The sequence below is a fragment of the Xylocopilactobacillus apicola genome (assembly GCF_033095985.1).
GTDB lineage: Bacteria > Bacillota > Bacilli > Lactobacillales > Lactobacillaceae > Xylocopilactobacillus > Xylocopilactobacillus apicola.
The window spans coordinates 1,439,651-1,460,659 of sequence record NZ_AP026802.1 but is presented as its reverse complement, the minus strand read 5'-3'; the positions used below and the strand labels follow the sequence as shown (position 1 = coordinate 1,460,659).

Annotated in this window: 17 protein-coding genes and 1 pseudogene; 15 read left to right on the top strand and 3 right to left on the bottom strand. The window is 35.9% G+C overall.

Going from position 1 to position 21,009, the window contains the following annotated elements; genetic code table 11:
• Nucleotides 1-5 precede the first annotated feature (5 nt).
• On the bottom strand, nt 6-1,193 hold the full coding sequence (locus R8495_RS07220; protein ID WP_317634804.1) for an aminotransferase-like domain-containing protein: 1,188 nt from the start codon (nt 1,191-1,193) through the stop codon (nt 6-8).
• Nucleotides 1,194-1,306: 113 nt separating this feature from the next.
• On the opposite strand from R8495_RS07220, the gene R8495_RS07215 reads away from it, so the two are divergent.
• From R8495_RS07215 to R8495_RS07205, 3 genes are all read left to right on the top strand, one after another.
• Complete coding sequence (locus R8495_RS07215; protein WP_317634803.1) at nt 1,307-2,203, top strand: LysR family transcriptional regulator; 897 nt, start codon at nt 1,307-1,309, stop codon at nt 2,201-2,203.
• Between the two features lie 67 nt (nt 2,204-2,270).
• Entirely contained in the window at nt 2,271-3,206 is a 936-nt protein-coding gene (locus R8495_RS07210; protein WP_317634802.1) for a hypothetical protein, read from the top strand.
• Between the two features lie 260 nt (nt 3,207-3,466).
• Nucleotides 3,467-4,681 carry an IS110 family RNA-guided transposase gene (locus tag R8495_RS07205; RefSeq protein ID WP_317634801.1) on the top strand — a complete coding sequence of 405 codons (1,215 nt, stop codon included), beginning with the start codon at nt 3,467-3,469 and terminating at the stop codon, nt 4,679-4,681.
• Nucleotides 4,682-5,011: 330 nt separating this feature from the next.
• On the opposite strand, the gene R8495_RS07200 is transcribed toward R8495_RS07205, so the two are convergent.
• Complete coding sequence (locus R8495_RS07200) at nt 5,012-5,641, bottom strand: LVIS_2131 family protein (protein WP_317634800.1); 630 nt, start codon at nt 5,639-5,641, stop codon at nt 5,012-5,014.
• Between the two features lie 95 nt (nt 5,642-5,736).
• Here R8495_RS07200 and R8495_RS07195 point away from each other — a divergent pair, with 95 nt between their 5' ends.
• Nucleotides 5,737-6,783: a D-alanine--D-alanine ligase family protein gene (locus R8495_RS07195; RefSeq protein WP_317634799.1), complete on the top strand. Its 1,047-nt coding sequence runs from the start codon at nt 5,737-5,739 to the stop codon at nt 6,781-6,783.
• Between the two features lie 36 nt (nt 6,784-6,819).
• Here the strand turns inward: R8495_RS07195 and R8495_RS07190 are convergent, their stop codons facing one another.
• The gene (locus R8495_RS07190; protein WP_317636611.1) at nt 6,820-7,593 is read right to left on the bottom strand and encodes an epoxyqueuosine reductase QueH; all 774 of its coding nucleotides are present in this window, start codon (nt 7,591-7,593) and stop codon (nt 6,820-6,822) included.
• Between the two features lie 148 nt (nt 7,594-7,741).
• Between R8495_RS07190 and R8495_RS07185 the strand changes: the two are divergent.
• The 11 genes and pseudogenes from R8495_RS07185 to R8495_RS07135 form a co-directional block, all read left to right on the top strand.
• A pseudogene (locus R8495_RS07185) lies at nt 7,742-7,843 on the top strand (PTS system mannose/fructose/sorbose family transporter subunit IID); the annotation flags it as partial.
• Nucleotides 7,844-8,054: 211 nt separating this feature from the next.
• Complete coding sequence (locus R8495_RS07180) at nt 8,055-8,804, top strand: NAD(P)H-dependent oxidoreductase (RefSeq protein ID WP_317634798.1); 750 nt, start codon at nt 8,055-8,057, stop codon at nt 8,802-8,804.
• 72 nt (nt 8,805-8,876) lie between these two features.
• A complete protein-coding gene (locus R8495_RS07175) occupies nt 8,877-11,351 on the top strand; it encodes a sigma 54-interacting transcriptional regulator (RefSeq protein WP_317634797.1) in 2,475 nt (824 codons plus the stop codon).
• 175 nt (nt 11,352-11,526) lie between these two features.
• The gene (locus tag R8495_RS07170; protein ID WP_317634796.1) at nt 11,527-11,952 is read left to right on the top strand and encodes a PTS sugar transporter subunit IIA; all 426 of its coding nucleotides are present in this window, start codon (nt 11,527-11,529) and stop codon (nt 11,950-11,952) included.
• A 1-nt stretch (nt 11,953) separates the two neighbouring features.
• Complete coding sequence (locus R8495_RS07165) at nt 11,954-12,430, top strand: PTS sugar transporter subunit IIB (protein WP_317636610.1); 477 nt, start codon at nt 11,954-11,956, stop codon at nt 12,428-12,430.
• 11 nt (nt 12,431-12,441) lie between these two features.
• Nucleotides 12,442-13,269, top strand: a complete 828-nt coding sequence (locus R8495_RS07160; protein WP_317634795.1) for a PTS mannose/fructose/sorbose/N-acetylgalactosamine transporter subunit IIC — start codon at nt 12,442-12,444, stop codon at nt 13,267-13,269.
• Nucleotides 13,262-14,080 carry a PTS system mannose/fructose/sorbose family transporter subunit IID gene (locus R8495_RS07155; RefSeq protein WP_317634794.1) on the top strand — a complete coding sequence of 273 codons (819 nt, stop codon included), beginning with the start codon at nt 13,262-13,264 and terminating at the stop codon, nt 14,078-14,080. The genes R8495_RS07160 and R8495_RS07155 overlap by 8 nt, the downstream gene beginning before the upstream one ends.
• A gap of 20 nt (nt 14,081-14,100) precedes the next feature.
• Entirely contained in the window at nt 14,101-14,874 is a 774-nt protein-coding gene (locus R8495_RS07150) for a Cof-type HAD-IIB family hydrolase (RefSeq protein ID WP_317634793.1), read from the top strand.
• 62 nt (nt 14,875-14,936) lie between these two features.
• On the top strand, nt 14,937-16,259 hold the full coding sequence (locus tag R8495_RS07145; protein ID WP_317634792.1) for a glycoside hydrolase family protein: 1,323 nt from the start codon (nt 14,937-14,939) through the stop codon (nt 16,257-16,259).
• 308 nt (nt 16,260-16,567) lie between these two features.
• A complete protein-coding gene (cas3, locus tag R8495_RS07140) occupies nt 16,568-19,324 on the top strand; it encodes a CRISPR-associated helicase Cas3' (protein ID WP_317634791.1) in 2,757 nt (918 codons plus the stop codon).
• On the top strand, nt 19,317-21,002 hold the full coding sequence (locus R8495_RS07135; RefSeq protein ID WP_317634790.1) for a type I-E CRISPR-associated protein Cse1/CasA: 1,686 nt from the start codon (nt 19,317-19,319) through the stop codon (nt 21,000-21,002). The genes cas3 and R8495_RS07135 overlap by 8 nt, the downstream gene beginning before the upstream one ends.
• Nucleotides 21,003-21,009 lie beyond the last annotated feature (7 nt).

Here is a 21,009-nt window from a genome sequence, read left to right as displayed (position 1 = left end):
GTTTTCTAATTAGCAATTGGTAATCGATAATTTTTTAAGGCTTGACCAAGCCGTAAACATCCTTCGCAAATTTGTTCATCGGTTGGTTGAGTAAAATTAAGTCGAGCACCATTAAGGACATTTTTTGAGGTAAAGAGATTTTTTGAAGGGACAAAAGTCACATTAGCTTCTGGAAGCAAGTATTGATCGAGAAATTCCTCTGTGTCAAAATTGTTTGGTAATTTGAGCCAGATGAAAAATCCGCCTTCCGGATTATTAAATTCAACTTCTTCTGGTAAATTCTCAGCCAGGGCCTGATACATTAAATCTTTTTTTTGGCAATAGATATTTCGAACTTCATCAATATGTTGATCGATATCATTTGCGGCTAGATAATCATTAACGGCATGCATCGTTAAACTGCTGGTTTCAATATCAGTACTGCCTTTTAAAGCTGCCAAATCTGCTCGCATTTTGGGCGTTGCGACCAACCATCCTAAACGCATTGCAGGAGCTAAAATCTTACTAAAACTGCCAATATAGATAACTCTGCCCTGAGTATCAAACTGTTTGATTGTGGGTAGTTGGGTCCCAGTATATCGAAGGTCTCGGTAAGCCTCATCTTCAACAATGACTACGTCATAACGATTAGCAAGTTCTACTATTGCTTTGCGCTTTGCAGTTGACATCACGACTCCCGTTGGATTTTGAAAATCGGGAATTGTATAAATCATCTTAACTTCGTGATGCTTCAAAATATGTTCCAGGGCATCAATATTCATGCCGTCGTTGTCAACGGGGACCTCGTAAAAAGAAGGCTCGACTGCATCGAAGGCGGCAAGTGCACCAACATAGGTTGGCGCTTCGACTACAATTCCGTCGCCTTTGTCAATTAAAAGCTGGGCCGCGAGACTTAACGCTTGTTGAGCACCTTGTGTGAATAAAATGTCCTCACTTTTAGCATTTACCCCATAGCGTTTCATTTTTTGAGTAATTTTATCTCTCAGAGGAAGAAGTTGTTCTGCCGAATACTGAAATACACTTGGATCATCATTGGTAATTACTTCATGAAAAGCTTGTGCTAGTTCTTTTTGGGGAAAAAGCGAATTATCTGGTAATCCACCCGCAAAAGAAATGGTTTGAGAATCTCTTGTTTTGAAGATATCATTAAGTCCAGAGTTGATTGTTAAGTCGGTTCTGCTCGAAAAATTCATTCATTTATCTCCATTGATCTATAATGGTTATATTTTAATTCTATTTTTATGTGAAGTAAAACTCATTTATTTCACTGCAAGTTGAATTTTGTTCATCTATAGGAGAGAATCAAATGACAAATTTTAGTTACCAAGTTTTTAGAGAAGTAGTTGTGAAGGGAACTTTTACGCGCGCAGCCCAGAGTTTGAACGTGACGCCAAGCGCTGTCAGTCACAGCATTAATCAATTAGAAAAAGAATTAGGTTTTCCGTTGTTAATTAGAAATCGAACTGGCGTTGAACTTACTGCTGATGGCAAGACTTTGATGCCAGTTGTTCAAAGTATTCTTAATCTTGAAGACCAATTGCAGCAGGTTGCCAGTAATATTAATGGTTCTAATACCGGAACGGTGCGCATCGGGGCTTTTTCTTCTGTTTCGACAAATTGGCTTCCAAATATTATCAGACGATTTAAAGAAAAATATACTAACGTCGAGATTAATGTAATTCAAGGTGGATTTAATCAAATTATTGATCAGATTAAACAGGGACGCGTAGATCTTGGATTTTCGTCTTTACCTGTTGAAGAGGGAATCGTGGTGGAACCGCTCGTGCGTGATCAAATTTACTGTGTTACGCCTAGAGATTTTGTCCCCAATAATCAGAAATCAATTACCGATAAAGATGTTGCTAAGCAGAATTTTGTGCTTCAGCAGATTGACTATGATCGCGATACTAAAAGAGCTTTAGATCGTTACCGAGTTTCAAGTAATTCGATTAGTTATTCCATTGACGATCCTTCGATTCTGGCAATGGTTGAGTCCGGTCTGGGTCTGGGGATTTTGCCAGAATTAGCACTTAAACGGATGGTTGGAGATGTGAATATCTATCCTTTTGAAGAACCGTATTTTAGAACGCTTTGTTTAGTAATGAATCCAATTACGCAAAAATCACCATCAGTTTGTCGAATGAAAAAAACAATCGAGAGCTATTTAGCGGAAGTTTACGGCAAAAGATATCTAGGAGAATGATTTAGCGCTTTCAAAAAACCTTTGACATTTTTTGATTTTCACGATAAAGTCTATATTGGAGGAGATTATGAAAAACAAAAAACGTTTTATTGCTTTAATGCTATTATCGGTACTTTTAGTTTTAACAGGATGTGGAACTTCTGACAAGCAAACGTTAGTTAATCATTTTAATGATTTAGCTAATCAGAAAAATAGTCAGTTAAATTTTGATGTCAAAGTGACTAAACTTGATCTAGGAACCAAAATAAGCGCTACTGATCGTAGTTATGTATCGATTTTAAAAAGTAGTTCATTAACCGGTGATTTATCTTCAGATGGAACTAATGCAAAAGCAAGGATGAAGATTCATGCCTTAGAGGAAGAAGTCCCGCTTGAATTTGTTGGTAATCAGGATAAAGTTTATCTCAAGGGTGATTTTATTTCTTCAGTATATAAGGTGATGAGTGATTTTGACGCTGAAGAACCTGATGTTGATGCCTCAATATTTAAGGGTAAATACATTGATGTGATTGATGTACTAAAAGAAAGCGGGGAACTTAGTAGCAAACAGCAAAAAGAAACAGCCGCGGCCAGCAAATCAACGGTCAAGCTTCAAAAAAATCTAGCTACTTCGTTTAAGGAAGCAATCAATTCCCTGCCGCAAGACTCAGTGACTAAAAAAGATGGAGTCATCACTGCAGTCCTTCACAAAAAGGATTTTGTAAATCTATTAGAAAAATTCAAGAAAGATCTGGATCAAGATAAGGATCTCAAAGAAAATCCATTAAATCAAAAGGATATTGATAGTTTTAATTCTGAGTTCAAAACTTTTGATTATGTCATCAAATACAATCCTAAAGCAAACACGCTTAATTATACGATCACTTTAGCGCCTAAGGATGGCGGAGAAATTCAATTGCAGGTCAATACTAAGAGCAAAGAATTTAACGACAAAATTAAATTGCCAGCGAAAAGTGATATCATCGACGCCAAAACTATAATGGATGAATATGAAGATTTTTAGTAAAAAAACATTCTAAGATTAGTAGTGGATAGATGGATTCGACGGAATTCATCTGTTCCCTACTTTTTTTATGTTACAGTAGGCATGAAGTTGCACAAGTCGTAGGTCTTTTTGACGCTTTGTCGTCGTAAAAAAAACTGGCAGCTTCATGATCTTTATTAAGGTCTGTTCGTAGAATGTTGGACGCATGTCGTCGGGTATAGAAAATTAGATAGATAAAGATTTAATGAACTCAACTTCAAGAAAGGATGTACTAAATAATGAGAACTGTTTTCGGAATTGATATCAGCAGCAAGACTTCAAATGTTGCCATATCCGTTGATCAAAATGTCGTGAACCAATATAAATTTGACAATGATCAGATCGGTTTTGATCGCCTTTTAAATGATCTTAACTCGGTTAAAGAACCAGAGATCGTCTTTGAAGCCACTGGGGTCTACTCCCGCAGTTTACAAAAGTTACTGCAAGATCACGGGTATCAATATACTTGCCTTAATCCCTTAGTTGCCAAGAAACAGTTAGACAGTCTGCGTCCTCGTAAAACTGACGCTACTGATGCTTTTAATTTGGCTCAAACTCAGTTTCAACTAAATCGTAAACCTAGTTATCAGCAAGATCCCGTTTATGATCAATTAAAAGATTTGAGTCGTTTCTACCAGGAAATCAGTACAGATCTAGTTCGAGCGAAGACGAGGCTTCATCGAGCACTCCAAATGACTTTTCCAAGTGTTGAGAGAATTCTCAGCACGCCTAATGGCACACTCTATTGGAACTTAGTTAAGAGATATCCTCTGAGTACGATGGTTCCCACTGGAGATCCTGAAGAACTAGCACCAGTGGTGCTTAATTCTACCAATAAGAATATGTCACAAGCCAGGGCACTAAAGATTGCAGCTAAACTACAAGATTTAGCCCAAGCCTGTCATCCAGCTGTCAGCAGTAATTCAAGCATGATCAAGCAGGTTCGTTACTTGGCTGACGAGGCACTCAGACTTCAAGATTTAAAGCATGACTTAATTCAAGAAATGATTGAACTGGCTCAAGACCTCCCTGAATATGAGATCTTACTTAGTATTCCAGGCATTGGCGAAGTAACCGCCGTTCTTTTAATTGCCGAAATCGGTGACATTAGACGTTTTACTTCAGCTAATAAAGTGAATGCTTATATTGGAATTGATCTGAGACATTATGAGTCGGGAAATTACGAAGCAGCCGATCACATCAGTAAACGGGGGAATCCTTATGGGCGCAAAATTCTTTATCAGATGGTGATGAATATTGTCTCTTCAACCAGCAGTAAAACTTCTAAGCAGATGCATGTTGCAGATTATTACCGAAACAAAAAGCAATCAGCCCCGTCTCATTCGACGAAGAAGATTGCCATTGCTTCGATGCACCGCCTGCTTAGAACGATGTACATCCTGATCATTAAAAATCAGAAATATTCTTATCATCCGACGACAAAGCGCCAATAGGTTATTTCTGATTACAAGAGTACTATAACACCATTTAGAAAAAAATTCATCAGTGGTGGTTTATTTGGTGCAGGAAAAAATTGAATATTCCAGTAGATTTTAGTGATTAGCGATAGTTGAAATTGAACTTTATGAAGCAAAGTTTCTACTTGAGATCACTTAAAATATTTTTGAGTTTGAATTTAAAAGTTCAGAAATCAGGATCCTTTATAAAAAAACAAGGAACAATTTGTCCCTTGCTGATTAATCAAAATAAAAATATTTAAAATAAAATTTCAAAATCACTTGACTAATCGTAGAAAAAAGAGACAATCCTTGAAGATGTCTTTTTTACTTTGGCCGCGAAATTTTGACAAATGATGAGGCCGGAACGCGAATTAGATGATATTCATCAGCTACGCCGCCAGCTTTAAGTTTTAATCCATTCCAAAAATTATTTTTGTATCGAGCAAGCATTGTTGCAACGAAAGCTTTTTCGGAAGTAGTTTCATATTTCTCAATTTCTTTAGTAGGCCATTTGTATTGCTTTCCCGCGATGTTAATAGGATCTTTTCCATCAGAGATCGATGCATGCCAACTATCGGTTTCCTGTTTAGCGCCAGCAGTCCAATAAGTAAAGTACTGAATTGGTTTTTTACCTGTGGAAAGACGAGCCTTAACATAGTAACTGGGTTCTCCAGGTTCCAAAATTAAAGTATCGAAGGAGTAAGTGACCTTGATATTTTCATGATCAGAAAGATCAGGAGGAGTAAAGAAAGTAAACAAAGTTAAAGAGATCAACAAAACAAAGATAATCACGAAATCGATAAAATCTCTAATCATCGTGAATTGCTTAATTCCTTTTTCCTGACTAATAATCTCTAGTTTTAGGCGTCTAATTCTGATCCCGCGAATTAGAAAGTAAACAATGGCAATTGCCAAAATCCACATTATAACGCCAAATAAATTCCAAATATTCATAACAAAATTATAACCCATTTTTTCGGATAATTAACATATATTTGCAGATCAATGGTAAAATAGAGATTCGAAAAACACGTAGGAAGGTACCAAAAATGAAAATAGCTGTATTAGCCGGAGGGATTAGCACTGAACGCAATGTCTCCTTAGTTTCAGGAAAACGAATTTCCAATGCTTTGCGCCAAAAAGGCCACGAGGTTGCATTTGTCGATTCTTTTCTGGGAATTGAGAAACTGCCAAACGACCTCTCGACCCTATTCTCTTCAGAAGTTGTTGACTACGATATCGATATTGATACGTCAGTTTTAACAGAAGAGATGATTCGTAAATTACGGAAAGACGATGATGGGACTTACTTTGGTCCAAATGTCATTAAAGTTTTAAGCTCCGCGGAGATAGTTTTCATTGCGTTGCATGGTGGAGCAGGTGAGAACGGAAAAGTGCAAGCCTTATTAGATCTTTATAACATTAAGTATACGGGCTCTGATTATTTTGGCGCGGCAATTGCGATGAACAAAGCTAAATCGAAAGAGATCATGAAATATTATGGTTTGCCGACAGCTGATTTTGTTTCCATCAAGCGCGGTGATCCAATTCCAACTGAATTTCCTTTTGATTATCCAGTGGTAGTAAAGCCAGTAAATGGTGGTTCAAGCGTCGGTACGGTGATTGCTAAAAGTTACGCAGAGGCCCGTCAGGCAATTGAAAAGGATTTTGTTTTTGACGATGATATTATTGTCGAAGAATTTATCAAAGGCCGTGAATTTTCTCAAGGGGTTATTGGCACTCATGCCCTGCCAGCTGTTGAAATCACGGTAAATGATGGTTGGTATGACTTTGAGCATAAATTTAAAACTGGTAATACGACAGTATTTACTGCTCCTCCAAAGAATTTTTCGGCGGATTTGCAGCGACAAATGGATGAATTATCGATTAAAGCGGGCCGTGATTTGAATTTATCTAACTATTATCGTTTGGACTATCTGTTAAACGAAAACGGATTTTATATCATTGAAGCTAATGTTTTACCGGGGCTCACACCGTTATCGTTGATGCCGCAAGAAGCTGAGGCACAAGGAATTTCTTATCCAGATTTAATTGAAATGATTTTAGACGAAAAAGTGCGAATTTATCAGCAGTAATTAAAAAAAGAGGTGATCTTGACGGTCATCTCTTTTTTATAAGTCTTCGTGTTGAAAATTAAATTCGACCAGATCGAAGTTTGACTGGCTTTCACCATTTAGTTCAACAAATCGATCTGCATCTTTAGAAATCTGTCTTAAATCTAGCTGATCCATTTGGCGAGCAGCAAATAGACACCCACAATAGCTTTGACGATAAATGTTATATTCTTCACACATCTCAGTTGAACGTTGGAAACCATTGTTTTTCTTAAAATCAGATGGCAGCCATTTTGTGTTGTATAAATGCTGAATCTCAATACCAATTTGGTTAATTGTTTGAGCGTTTTTGTGAGGGCTGATCGTAAGAGACGTTCCAAAATAATCGTAATTGTTTTCTTGAGCATAAAGAGCCGCAGAAGTGAGCCGCAGGTTATAACAAACGTTACAGCGCAAGCCGCCTTCAGGTTCGTCATGCAGATCAGTAACTTCTTTAAGGTAAGTGTTAGGCTGATACTCGGTTTCGACCATTTTAACGTCATGACCCGTCTTTTCATTGAAATCATTAACAAAATTACGCAGCACGATTCGGCGGCGCTCCCATTCATTGCGTGGGTGAATGTTATTGTTGTAATAGTAAATTGTGAGATCGGCGTAATCGCAAAGATATTCAAGACTATATGTAGAGCACGGCGCACAACACGCGTGCATTAAGATTTTGGGGCGCTCTTCTAGATCCTGCCAGCTCTGGATTAACTTTTGAAGAATTCGATCATAATTAATTTTTTGATTTTGGTTCATCCGTTGAAGGATTTCATCTGCATTTTTCATCATTTTTTTCCTATTGATGCATTATAACTTAAAAAGAAACGGGTGACAAAAAACTTGTAAAATTTTGAAGTTAATGTCATACTCTGATTGAAAGAGAAGAGGAATTCCTCAGCTAATCAATAAATAGGTCAAAATCACAATTTTATAACAAAATCTCGACTTATTGATTCCTGGCTTGATGGAATTAGTGGTAATCCTCATTTGTATGTGGTTATTGACGAAAAAAGTTAGTCCGATTGGCGCATTGTAGAAAAACTGCTTTTTACGTTAAAATATAATTAATTAGGATAAAAAGATATCATGTTGATGGAAACGATCAATACTTAAGCCGAATTAGTCGACTTACGCGGATAAAGCTTTGAGTATTATTTTGTACCAGATTATATTCGTAAATAACTAACTGTCTAGCAAGCTGTTACACGACCTTTTCACAAAAAGAATAAAAGAAGGGTTTGGTTCACATGAAAGAAGAACAAAAAATTTTAAAAGGTGAAGTTCGGTCTTCGGCAACGATAGTGCCAGAGAATTTACGGCAAACTTATGTGCCGCAAGGTTTTGATGAAAATGATAACCGCCATAAAGCATTAATTGTTGTCGGAGAGCCTCGCAAATATAGCCTTACCTATGATTTAGTTAACACTGCGATGAAATATTTGGAAGATAATGACTGGGCAGTTGAATTGCGCGATCTTTATGATTTGAATTTTGATCCGGTATTACATCCAGAGGAATTTTACTATGTTAAAGACGGCATTGGAGTAGTCCCAGATGAGCTTGCAAAAGAGCAAGAGTTAGTGCGGCAAACTGACGTTTTAATTTTTGCTTATCCGAATTGGCACGATGCTCCAGTCAGCATCGTTAAAGGATATATTGAAAAAGTTTTTGCTTTTGGCTTTGCTTATCAGGATGGAGCACATGGACCAGTGGGATTACTTGGCGGCAAGCATCTCTATACGATCATGAATTGTGGTTATTTAGGCGGCGGTCGAGGCTATGTAGGCGATGGAATTGGACAAAATGACGAATTGTGGGATCAGTACATGCGTGCATTTAAAGTTTTTGATGATGACACGGCTAATTTCTGGGGGATGACCAATGCCGGGCGTTTTGTTAATGATCAGCATCCGAAGAATTTTAGTCCCGACTACCAAAACAAGCTGCAAACGCTGCGCGATGTTTTGAAAGAACATTTGAAACGGGATTTGTTTTAGGATCCGGGTAGTAATTTAATAATTGGTAAAAGCGCTCTCATTGTGCTAGTGTTGACGTAAGAGGTGATTTTTTTGGCAACATTGAAGCAGATTGAACAACAAATTAAGATAAATTTTCGGCCAGGGCAAAAATTTTCGGCTCAAGATTTGTTGGCTTTAACCCATTTATCGCGTAGTATGATCTCCGGCTATTTAAACCAATTATATAAAGTTGGAATTTTGGCTAAAGCCAATACTCGACCAACTAAATTTTGGTTGCCGCTGCAAGAAAAAGTTTTTGCTGATGTAATTGGTGCTCATGATAGTTTGGCTCCAATAATTGAACAATGTCGGGCGGCAGTAAATTATCCGCCAGATGGATTACCAGTTATTATTCGGGGCAGCAGTGGAGTTGGTAAAAGCATGTTGGCTAAAAAAATTTATCAATATGCTTTGGCACAGCGAGTTATTCAGCCGGATGCACCATTTGTTACTTTAAATTGTGCCGATTATGCTAACAATCCTGAGTTATTATCATCAGTGTTATTCGGTTATGTTACTGGTGCTTTTACTGGTGCTACTAAAGATAGAACAGGTTTATTGGATGCAGCGGATACTGGTTATTTGTTTTTGGATGAAGTTCATAATTTGTCACAAGAAAATCAGGAAAAACTTTTTCTCCTAATCGACAAAAAAAAATTTCATCGACTTGGTGAAGATAATAATTGGCATCAAGCAAAGATTCGGATTATTCTAGCAACGACTGAGAATACAAAAACTGCTCTTTTAGCAACTTTTCGTCGTCGGATTCCTTTAGAAGTCACATTACCTGATTTTCAGGCTCGATCTTATCACGAAAAGCTTGAATTAATATGGCATTTCTTTGAAAATGAAGCTAAACAAATTAATCGTAAAATATTGGTTTCAACTACATTGCTGGATGATTTATTTCATAGCCATGATGAGGGTAATGTGGGTGCAATCCAAAATAAGATTAAGGTGAGTTGTGCGCAAGCTTACAGTCAGCAAGAAAATTCATCAGTAATTCACGTCCCGACTTCAAATTTAAACAACTATATTACCATTGATTCCAAACAAATGACTTTGTTAAATCAATCTACGATTACGAACATTCTTCAGCAAACTTTTCCCAATTTAACAGCTGAGGGGATCGGGGACAATTTAGGTAAGTTTTTGGCGCTTCTTAAACCGTACTGTTCGTCGGATAATTTAGGCTATCAAATTATTTTGCACAATTTAGAAAAAGGTCTCAATGAGCTAAAATTCTTTGGCCTAAAGTTTTCGTTTGAAAATTTAAAGGAACTTGCTATTTTAATCAATTTATTATTTGATTACAGATCAATAAATGTCGAAATTAAACCGAAAATTTCTTTTAAATATTTTCGCATTATTCAAGAATTAAATCGTTTGACTCATCAGGATAATTTTAGTCCATTAATGCAACTGATGCTGGTTAGTTATTTGCAAACAAATTTACCGATAACAACCAAACGACCCGCATTAGTAATCATGCATGGTAAAAATTCTGCTACGAGTATTGCAAGTGAAGCCAATCAATTAATTGGCGATTATGTTTATACTTCGATTGATATGCCGGTCCAGGTGAAGACTCGTGAAATAGTTAAAAAAGTGAATGAATATGTTCAGCAAATTGAGACCAAAGAAGGTTTAATTTTGTTGGTGGATATGGGTTCGCTTGAGAAGATGTATTCGGAGATTAAAGATAACGTTCAAGGAGATCTTTTAATTTTAAATAATATTTCAACGGCTTTAGCGCTTGAAGTCGGTTTTGCGTTAAAACAAAATCAACCGATGGAATATTTTACGCAATTAGATTACACGCAGTTTAACGTCGAAAGCCAATATTTTGAAGGGATCGCTCGAACCCAGAATATCGTAATTTCATGTATGTCTGGTCAGGGAGTTGCTGAAAAAATCAAAGAAATATTAGATAAATTTAAACCGAAAAATGAAGTTGAAGTTTTAACGCTTGATTATAATAAGTTAAAAAAACTAAAAGACTTAAATAATCCCACAACATTTAAAAATACTTTTTGTATTATAGCTACATCACAGATTTCGATTCCCGGTGTCGAGTGTATTAACCTTGAACGAGTAGTTAATGGAAACCAGAATCTCACGTGTTTGGGCAATTTATATACTTCCAAGGAACTAGAGCAATTTACCAATGAACTAATCAAACTTTTTACGATTGAAGGAGCAAGTTCGCGTCTGCAATTTTTAAATCCCGATAAAGTAATTAACGAAATTTCTGATATAATTACGGCTTTGGAACAGCAGTATCATGTGGTTTTTAAGAATTTTATTCGTGTTAATTTATATTTGCATTTATCTTCAATGATAGAGCGGATTTTGCTAGGTGATATTGGTGAAGATTCAATTGAGATTAAAGACTTTAAATTCCAGAAGTTTGTTCAAGTAGCTGAGGCTATTTTTCAATCAATTAAAAACAAATATAATATTAAAATTCCCTTACAGGAGTATGAGTACGTTTATCAAATCATTGAAGGACAAATTGAATCTTAGTGTTGGATCAAAAAGGCTAGTGTTGAAGTAATTTCAACACTATTTTTTTTGAAAACATTGCTGGAGCGGGGTCTGCTATTCAAAATTTGGCACGGTTATTGCTTATAGATAGGAGTAAGGTACCTGTGTATTTTGTTATTAATAGCTATTAAAGTTAATTCTTAGGAGAAAAACATTGCAATTATTTTTAGTAAGTCATGGACAATTAGCTAAAGGGATGAAGAACTCTATTGAAATGATCAGCGGGAAACATGATAATCTTCAAGATTTTTCAATGAGTGAGACGGACAGTCCGGAGATAATAAGGCAACGAGTGGAAAAAGCAATTGAGGAGCATTCTGGCGAGGAAATAATTCTAATTTCTGATTTTCCTGGAGGAAGCATTAACACTTGTTTAACCAAACTTATCAATGAGCGAGTTTTTTTGATATCGGGTATGAATATTATGATGATTTTAGAATTAGTTTTAGAACAAACAAATAAAAATATTCAGGAATTAATCGAATCAGGAATTCGGTCTGCCAAAAATTCAATTGTGTTAGTTAAATTAAATAAAGAGGAAACTCATAACAATGATATAGGAGATGATTTTTTTGATTAGTATGTTGAGAGTTGATGATCGTTTGATTCATGGACAAGTTGCGGTTGTTTGGAGTAGATATTTGGGAGTGAATCGGATTGTCGTAGTCAATGATGAAGTAGTTAAAAATGAAATGCAAATCATGAGTTTAAAGATGGCAGTTCCTGAGGGAATTAAACCATTTTTTGTAACCGTTGATAAAGCAATTAGTTTGTTAAACAATCCTAAATCTCAGCAATTAAAAATTTTTGTAATTGTTGATAAGCCATTAGATGCTTTGAAAATTGTGCAAAAAGTTGATGGAATTCCTTTAGTTAACTTGGGCAATTATGGCAGAGTTAATGGAGAAAAGATGAACGAAAAAAGACAACTAGGAAAAAATATTTTCGTTAAAAAGGATGAAGAACAAATTTTACAGGATTTGTTGAAGGCGGGGGTCAAAATTAATATCCAACCGGTTCCGACGGATCAAAATTTAAATTTAAAAGATGTTTTATAAGGAGGTAGATTATGTTAGTTCCTGCTCTTTGTGTGGCTTTTGTTATGTTTCTTGGAAATCTTTCTGACGCAGGAATGTCAGATCCAATGATCAGAAGACCACTGGTAATGGCAATGGTTGTGGGGCTGCTGTTAGGAGATCTAAGAAAAGGGGTCTTAATGGGTGCATCACTAGAAGTAATTTTTTTAGGAATAAATGGAATCGGTGGCGCGATGCCAGCCGATGTGATGACAGGTTCAATTTTTGGAACAGCTTTTGCAATTTTAAATCATCAGAGCACTTCTGTTGCTCTTTCTTTGGCAATTCCAATTGGACTTTTAGCAGTGTTCATAAAACAAATAGTGATGTTTATAAAAGGATTAATGGTCCCCTTGTTCAATAGATTTGCTGAGGAGGATAATATTAAAAAAATTGAACATTTACAAATTGCAAGTATCTTTATCGGACCATTAATTTATGCGCTAATTGGTTTTTTAGGAATTTATTTGGGTAATTCTTCAATTTCTCTTTTAGTTCACTCTATTCCAAAATTCGTTATGGATGGATTAACGGTTTTAAGCAAAGTTTTACCAGCATTAGGAATCGCAATGCTGCTTAATATGATTCAAGAGAAGGGAAACACGATGTATATGATTTTAGGATTACTGATGGCGAGCTATTTAAAACTACCTTTAATAGCAATTGCGATTCTTGGCACCATCTTAGCAATTATTATCGCAACTACTGATAAACAAATATTGGATAATAAAAATTTTTTGAATGATTTGAAACTTTTAGGCAATAATAATTCTGTTGTAAAAAGTAGCGATACTATTGAGGAGGACTTCTTCAATGACTAAGACAAAAGAAAACAAAAAATTATTTAACAAAGTTTTTTGGCGCTCATTTCTTATTCAGGGTTCATGGAATTATATTAGTGGACAGGGGATCGGAATTTTATGCATGCTAACACCATTTATTAAAAAGATTTATCCTAATCCCGAGGATAAACCTAAAAGGGTCGAAGCATTAAAACGTCATCAAACATATATTAATATGACTCCGGCCTTTTCAACTTTTCTTGTTGGAATACTAGCCAGCATGGAAGAAAAAAATGCGGAATTAGATGACTTTGATGCAAGTTCAATTAATGCCGTCAAAGCAAGTTTAATGGGACCGTTATCAGGCATTGGCGATTCATTATTTTGGGTTACGATTAGAGTTATTGCAGCGGGGATTGGAATCAGTCTTGCTAAGACCGGGAACATTTTAGGCCCAATTTTATTTTTAATTCTTTACAATGTACCTAGTTTTATTTGTCGATTTTATGGAACGCCTCTGGGTTATAACATTGGAGGCGACTTCATTGAGAAGTCTTATAAAAATGGTCTGATAAAAGTCGTTACTAAGGCTGCAGGTTTATTAGGAATGATCATGGTTGGAGCAATGATTGTTAGTACCGTACCGTTAAAAACTCCTTTTGTGTTTAAAATGGGAGATATGACGTTTAAATTACAAGAAATCTTGGATCAAATACTGTTAAGCATCATTCCTTTGACTTTAACTCTTGGGTGTTTTTTCTTAGTCAAAAGGAAAGTCAACCCAAATAAAATAATTATTATATTGGTCGTCTTCTCTTTTGTTTGTAGCTTTCTTAAAATTTTGGCTTAATTTTAGCGGAGGTAACTCAAGTGAGCGAATATAAAGCTTTGATTTTCTTTGATGTTGATGGAACGCTGTTATCCAGTAAATCCACACTTGTAGAAGAAGTGAGGAGCGCAATTATTAAACTGAAAGATAATGGCTATTTACCAGCTCTTTGTACGGGAAGGTCAGTTTTTGAGGTTAAGAATATTATGGAGAAGTGTCATATTAAATCGATAGTTTCTATGAATGGCCAATATTTGGAGTACGAAGGACAAATTATCCAAAATAATTTTATCGAAAAAGATATTTGTGAGCAGGCTGTTGACTACTCATTGAAAAGAGATGATGTAGTTTGCTTTTATAATTACAAGCAAATATGTGTATCGAAAGACCAATATTTATCTAGGCACTTCTATGAACATAAAGGACAACCATTTCCTGAAGTAAACTTAAACTTTTATGAGGCCAATCCTGTTAATCAACTATTGATTTTGTCACATCATACTGACGATAACTATATTAAAAATATGCCTAATCTAGAACTATTTATTACAAGTGATCATACCATTGATGCTGTATCTAAAGGGAATTCTAAGGGGCAAGGAATTATTAACTTTATTGAAAAATCAGGTTTGCAGGGGATTCCTACATATGCTTTTGGAGATGGATACAATGATATAAGTATGTTCAAGGCAGTAAATTATTCGGTAGCAATGGGGAATGGAAAAGATGAAATCAAGAAAATGGTTGATCTGGTAACCGATACAAATGATAATTTGGGCATTGTGAAATCTTTAACCGATTTTCATTTTATTTAAAGAAGGGAATCTTTATGGAACAATATTTATTTCGACCCGATAATTGTTTTTTTGGAGATTGTATGCCATTTTTTAATCAAAAAGATGGGTTGTTTTATCTATATTATCAAAAGGATACGCGCAATCCGGTTCCTTTTGGCGATCCGTTTGGCTGGCAATTAGTTACGACAAAAGATTTTATAAATTATACAAATTATGGGGAGGTGCTACCGAAAGGTAGCGATGATGATCAGGATCAGTTTGTGTACGCTGGAAGTGTTTTTCTAAATGCAAATCATGATTTAGTAGCATACTATACCGGTTATAATCGAAATTTTGTAAATAAAGAGAAGCCATCTCAAGTGTTGATGCAAGCGGTTAGTAGTGATGGGATCAAATGGAATAAGCTCGGAATTGTAAACAGTTTATTACCGCAAAAAGGCTATGATGGAGACGATTGGCGTGATCCCAATGTGATTTGGGATGAAAAAAATCAGGAATATTTATTGATTTTAGGAACCCGGTTAAAGGGCAACAAAAAATTAAAAACGGGACGGATCGTCTATTTTACTTCACATGATTGTCAAAATTGGAATTTTCAGGGCGATTTTTTTGCGCCGGATATGTATACGATGATGGAAATGCCCCAACTTGTAAGGATTGGAGCATGGTGGTATCTGATTTATTCGGAATATGATTATAAGAAAACGACCCACTATTGTTACAGCCGAGAATTAAATGGAAATTGGATAATTCCTCGCGATGATACTTTCAATGGTCGCGCTTATTATGCAGCGCGTTGTTGTGGTGATGATAAACGCAAATATTTATTTGGCTGGGTTCCTTCAAAAGAAGCAGGTAAAGATATCAATAACTATTTGTGGGGAGGCACGTTTTTGCCTTTAGAAATTTATCCCGCCCCGGATGGAGTATTACAAACTAAATTGGTCGATTCGATTCTTGAGACGGTTGAGTCTAAAATCACTGTTTCTGATCTGAAAATAAATTCGCTTTCAAAACGGCAAGAAATAATCGTTCAAAAAAAATTAAAAAACAATTATCTTTTTTCAATGGATTTTTTATTTGAAAAAGATTATGGACAGTTGGGGGTTATTTTCTTTGAAAATGAAGCTACGTTTGAGGGTTATGAATTTAATATTTCTATGTCTGATCAAGCTATATCGATTGAGCGAACGCCAAATTTGCGATGGTTTCAAATGCAAAATATTGGGTTAACTCGGCAAAAAAAATTAAAAACAGATCGTTGGTATCATTTGAATTTATTGGTTGATGACACAATAGCTGTATTAGATATTGAGGGAACGGTTTTAAGTTGTCGAATAGAAAAAAATATCAGTCATCTTTTAAGTATTTCCGTTTATAATAGCGTTTGTAAAGTCAAGTAATTGACCAATCCTTTGTATTTGTCGATTTAATACAAGGGATTTTTTGTTGCAATGAAAATAGGGGTTGAAAATTTGAGTGGAAAGAACTAATCTTCTAAAGGAACTTTTTGTAAGTTTATTCCCTGCAATAAGCAGGGGTGATCCTTATAGTATTATTTGGAATATAGTATTCCCCGCATAAGCGGGTGTATTAAGTTTTCAAAAAAAATTAGCGGCAGTCAAACCGCTATTTTTTTGAATTAAAAATTGACTCTAAGAAAAAACTATAGTATTATCTAAAATATTCGAGTTTGAAGTAAGGAGAATGGATGAAAGAAAATAAAAAAGTAAATTTAATGGCCCGAAATATGTGGGCTAAAAAATCGAATGAGGACGGGAAGCAACTTTGGTTGCCTTTAATGGCACACTTAATTGATGCCGAAAATACGATTGGTTGGCTCCTAAACCACTGGTTAAGTGAAGGGACAAAAAGTTGGTTTGTTGAAGGTGTTGGTGATGAGGATGAACTGAGGAAATTAGTAAAGTTTTTGGGCATTACCCATGATATTGGTAAAGCAACGCCAGCATTTCAAACCATTCCTTCATATAATGGTGACAAAGAATTAGATAACGAATTGATTGATAAGTTGGTTCAATCAAAATTTATCGATCTGGATCAGATTAGTTTGTCATTTCCTAGAAAATCACCACATGCCATGGCTGGTGAAGCTATATTAGAGGACTTAGGTGTTCCTGAATCAATCGGATCAATTATCGGAGGACATCACGGGGATGCTGGAGAAAATGTTCCTTATAATCAAATCAATGATTATAGAGCTAATTATTATCAATACGATAAAGATCCTAGATCTGACAGTAGCGTTCCGGAAGTATGTAAGATGTGGCGAAACGTTCAGAAAGAAATTTTTGAATACGGATTAAGTCGAGCAGGGTATCAATCCGTAAAAGACATTCCAAACGTTAATCAATCACGAGCCGTAGTTTTAGAGGGACTTTTAATTACAGCCGATTGGTTCGCATCGAGTGAGTTTCTGGGGAATGATCGGAGTAAAAAACTGTTTCCGTTAATTTCTCTTGATAAAAATTTTGATGACATTGATTTTCAAGCTCGTTTTGAAAATGCAATTGAAACATGGAATATTGGAGAAAATTGGGAACCGAAAAAGGTGAGTCTTGAGGAAGATCCTTATCGAAAACGTTGGGGTTTTAATGCTCGACCAGTGCAAAGAGTTATCACAGAAACTATTGATCAAGCAAATGATCCTGGAATGGTGATCATTGAAGCACCGATGGGATTAGGAAAAACTGAAATTTCTCTAGTAGCTACAGAACAACTAGCTTATGCCACTAAACGTAGTGGATTGTTTTGGGGTTTGCCCACCCAAGCTACGAGTAATGCGATGTTCAACAGGGTGCTTAGTTGGTTAGAAACGTTAGCCAAAGATCAAAACGAAAACTTCCCATTCAAATTGCTGCACGGCAAGGCGCAATTCAATTCAGATTACGAAAATCTACCAAACGCCAGTAACATCGAAGATACAGGTGCTGTAGTTGTTAATGACTGGTTTTCTGGGAAGAAATCAACGTTAGCTAATTTCACGGTCGGTACAATTGATATGCTTTTGCTGATGGCGCTTAAACAAAAACATTTATTTTTGAGACACTTAGGTTTTAATAATAAAGTGGTTGTAATTGACGAGGTGCACGCGTATGACGCCTATATGAGTCAATATTTGTACATGGCAATTGAGTGGCTTGGAGCGTATCGGGTCCCGATGGTGATTTTGTCAGCAACATTGCCAAAAGAAAAACGGCAGGAGTTAATTGCAAGTTACTACCGTGGAAAATACGGAAAATCGATAGGTGTAGGTGGAGATTGGACTAAATCACAGGCTTATCCTTTGTTGACGGTTTTAGATGGAACTGAGGTCAAGCAAGTTTCTAATTTTGCGGGACATTCAGATCAAAAACCTGTAACGCTTGAAGTTGAACGAATTAATTTAGAAGATGAGGAACTAGTTCAGTCAATCTTATCGGAAATCGCTGGCGGTGGAGTTGCAGGAGTGATCGTTAACACAGTTAAAAGAGCTCAAGCGTTGGCTGAACTCGTCGATAAAGAAGATGTTGAATTGATTGTTCTGCATTCAGCGTTTTTAGCCCCTGAACGAACACAAATTGAAAAATATTTGCAATCGAAAATTGGCAAAGATGTACAAAGACCTAAAAAAATGGTTGTGATTGGCACACAAGTTCTTGAACAATCACTAGATATTGATTTCGATGTTCTTTATACCGATATTTCCCCAATGGATTTACTTTTGCAGCGAGCTGGAAGACTCCATCGTCATGCGATTAAACGACCTGACAAGTTCAAAGATCCTAAATTATATGTAATGGGTATTGAATCTATGGGTAACTACGGATCAGGAAATGAGGCTATCTATGAAAAATATCTCCTCATGAAAACCGATTATTATCTAAATGATCAGATTAATTTGCCCAAAGATATATCTAATTTGGTCCAAGCAGTTTATGACAAAGAAAATGATCCTGAAGTAGAGGGGCTTGAAGAAGCTCGTGATGAATTTGAAACTCATTTAGCAGACTCTGAGACTAAGGCACAAGCATTTCGGTTGAAGCGACCGTCTAAAAGAAATAATTTACATGGTTGGTTGGGGAACTCGCACAGTAAAGTCGATGACCAGAAAGCGCAAGCTGCAGTTCGTGATATCAAAGAAACACTTGAAGTCATTTTAATTCAAGAGAAGAAAGACCACACTTTTTTAATTGATGGTAGACCGATTGAGAAATGTTCGGACAAAGAGATTGCTGAACAAATTATTCGATTACCCGCTGCGATTTATTATGATGTAGATAAAATTATTAATGATTTAGAAACGTCGACTAGAAAATACTTTCCAAGATGGGAATCTAGTAAGTGGTTAAAAGGAGAATTAGCGGTCAAATTAGACGAAAACTTTAATGCTACAATTAATCAGAAGTGGAATCTGAATTATTCGCCTAAGTTTGGGCTAAAATTAACAAAGGAGGAAAGCAATGAATAATAAACAATTCAACTTAACCACTGATCCCTGGATTAAAGTAATTGATAGTGATTCAAAAACTTGCGAAGTGTCGTTGATCGATTTTTTCGAAAATGCCAATAACTATCGGCAATTGGCAGGAGAAATGCGATCTCAAGACCTTGCGATAATGAGATTTTTACTAGCAATTTTGCACACCGTCTATTCACGCTTTAGTAATGAAAATAGACCTTATGAATGGTTGGAAATTGATCCAGATAATTTTCAGGTCTTAAATTCAACTATAGATTACGATGAGGAGGACTTATTAGATACTTGGGAGAGTTTATTTCAAAATGGTCAGTTTACTTCCGTTGTCATTGACTACTTAAAACATAATCAAGATAAGTTTGATGTTTTCGGTGAACATCCTTTTTACCAAGTATCAAAAGAAGATTATGATTCACTGGTCCTTGAAAAGTACAAAATTGAAAAAGGAACAGGAACGGTTGCTATAAAGCAGATGAACCGCCAAATTTCAGAGAGTAATAATACGCCAGATCTATTTTCTCCCAAAATATCTGATTTTAAAAATGAATTAGATATGCCTGAATTAGTCCGCTGGTTGATTTCTTATCAAAACTATACCGGTGTAACAGACAAGGCAAAGGTTGAAACTTCAGAAAAGTTTTCATCGCCTTCCGGGTGGCTCTATAAGTTAAACCCGGTTTACGTAAAAGGCAAAAATTTATTTGAGACATTAATGTTGAACTTGGTTTTCGATGATGAGGAGTATCACATTGAGCGTCCCATTTGGGAATGCACTGATATTAAGGAATATGTTAAATGGCGCAAGAAAGAATTACTGCCCGATAATCGTGCAGCTTTGTACACATCATGGTCTCGCCTAATTCACATTGAATGGTCATCTGATGGGGTTCCGACAATTTATAGTGCGGGAGTCCCAATGTACAGTCCAGATAATGCTTTTGATATTGAACCGATGAGTACTTGGAGAAAAAAATCAAAAAAAGAGCCTGATATTTATGTTCCGGCAGTTAAAAACAAGGACTATATGGATGTAGCGATGTGGCGTAATTTTGGAGATTACGTGAATCCGAATAAATCGAATGAAACTCATCGACCAGGGATCGTTAGTTGGTTGAGTCGGCTTAAAGGAGATGGAATGATCGATCGGTCATTACCAGTATCTTTAGTTTCAGTTTCACTGGTTAGTGATGGAAATGCGACATCTCAATCGCCTTTTGCGGAAATATCTGATGATTTGACAATGAGACTTGATGTAATCTTTGACGATAAACAAGATTTTTGGCCTCGACGAATTGAGGATACAATCGACTTAACCCAAGATGTTGCCAAAAGCTATTGGAAATTTTCTGATAATTTATCTAAAATTCGGAGTCTTGATTCGAAAGAATTTAACAAAAAGCAAATGAGTAAATTTTATGATCGATTAAATCTTCCATTCAAAGAGTGGTTAGCTTCATTATCAGATCATGATGATCGAGATCTGAAAATTAATGAGTGGAAAGAAACATTGTGGGATATTGTTAATTCTGAGGTTAAAGAATTTATGAAAAATAGCAGTCCACGTGATATTACGGGGATTGAAGAAGACAACAATAAGTCTCTTAATATTTTTATTGCAAGAAATCGTTTGTTAGGAAGTGTTCTAAACAAGCTAGGAATAAAAGGGTAACAGAAAT

Coding starts and splice junctions, on each gene's coding strand:
- R8495_RS07220 (WP_317634804.1), bottom strand. CDS start 1,193: ATGAATTTTTCGAGCAGAACCGACTTAACAATCAACTCTGGACTTAAT.
- R8495_RS07215 (WP_317634803.1), top strand. CDS start 1,307: ATGACAAATTTTAGTTACCAAGTTTTTAGAGAAGTAGTTGTGAAGGGA.
- R8495_RS07210 (WP_317634802.1), top strand. CDS start 2,271: ATGAAAAACAAAAAACGTTTTATTGCTTTAATGCTATTATCGGTACTT.
- R8495_RS07205 (WP_317634801.1), top strand. CDS start 3,467: ATGAGAACTGTTTTCGGAATTGATATCAGCAGCAAGACTTCAAATGTT.
- R8495_RS07200 (WP_317634800.1), bottom strand. CDS start 5,641: ATGAATATTTGGAATTTATTTGGCGTTATAATGTGGATTTTGGCAATT.
- R8495_RS07195 (WP_317634799.1), top strand. CDS start 5,737: ATGAAAATAGCTGTATTAGCCGGAGGGATTAGCACTGAACGCAATGTC.
- R8495_RS07190 (WP_317636611.1), bottom strand. CDS start 7,593: ATGAAAAATGCAGATGAAATCCTTCAACGGATGAACCAAAATCAAAAA.
- R8495_RS07180 (WP_317634798.1), top strand. CDS start 8,055: ATGAAAGAAGAACAAAAAATTTTAAAAGGTGAAGTTCGGTCTTCGGCA.
- R8495_RS07165 (WP_317636610.1), top strand. CDS start 11,954: ATGTTGAGAGTTGATGATCGTTTGATTCATGGACAAGTTGCGGTTGTT.
- R8495_RS07160 (WP_317634795.1), top strand. CDS start 12,442: ATGTTAGTTCCTGCTCTTTGTGTGGCTTTTGTTATGTTTCTTGGAAAT.
- R8495_RS07155 (WP_317634794.1), top strand. CDS start 13,262: ATGACTAAGACAAAAGAAAACAAAAAATTATTTAACAAAGTTTTTTGG.
- R8495_RS07145 (WP_317634792.1), top strand. CDS start 14,937: ATGCCATTTTTTAATCAAAAAGATGGGTTGTTTTATCTATATTATCAA.
- cas3 (WP_317634791.1), top strand. CDS start 16,568: ATGAAAGAAAATAAAAAAGTAAATTTAATGGCCCGAAATATGTGGGCT.
- R8495_RS07135 (WP_317634790.1), top strand. CDS start 19,317: ATGAATAATAAACAATTCAACTTAACCACTGATCCCTGGATTAAAGTA.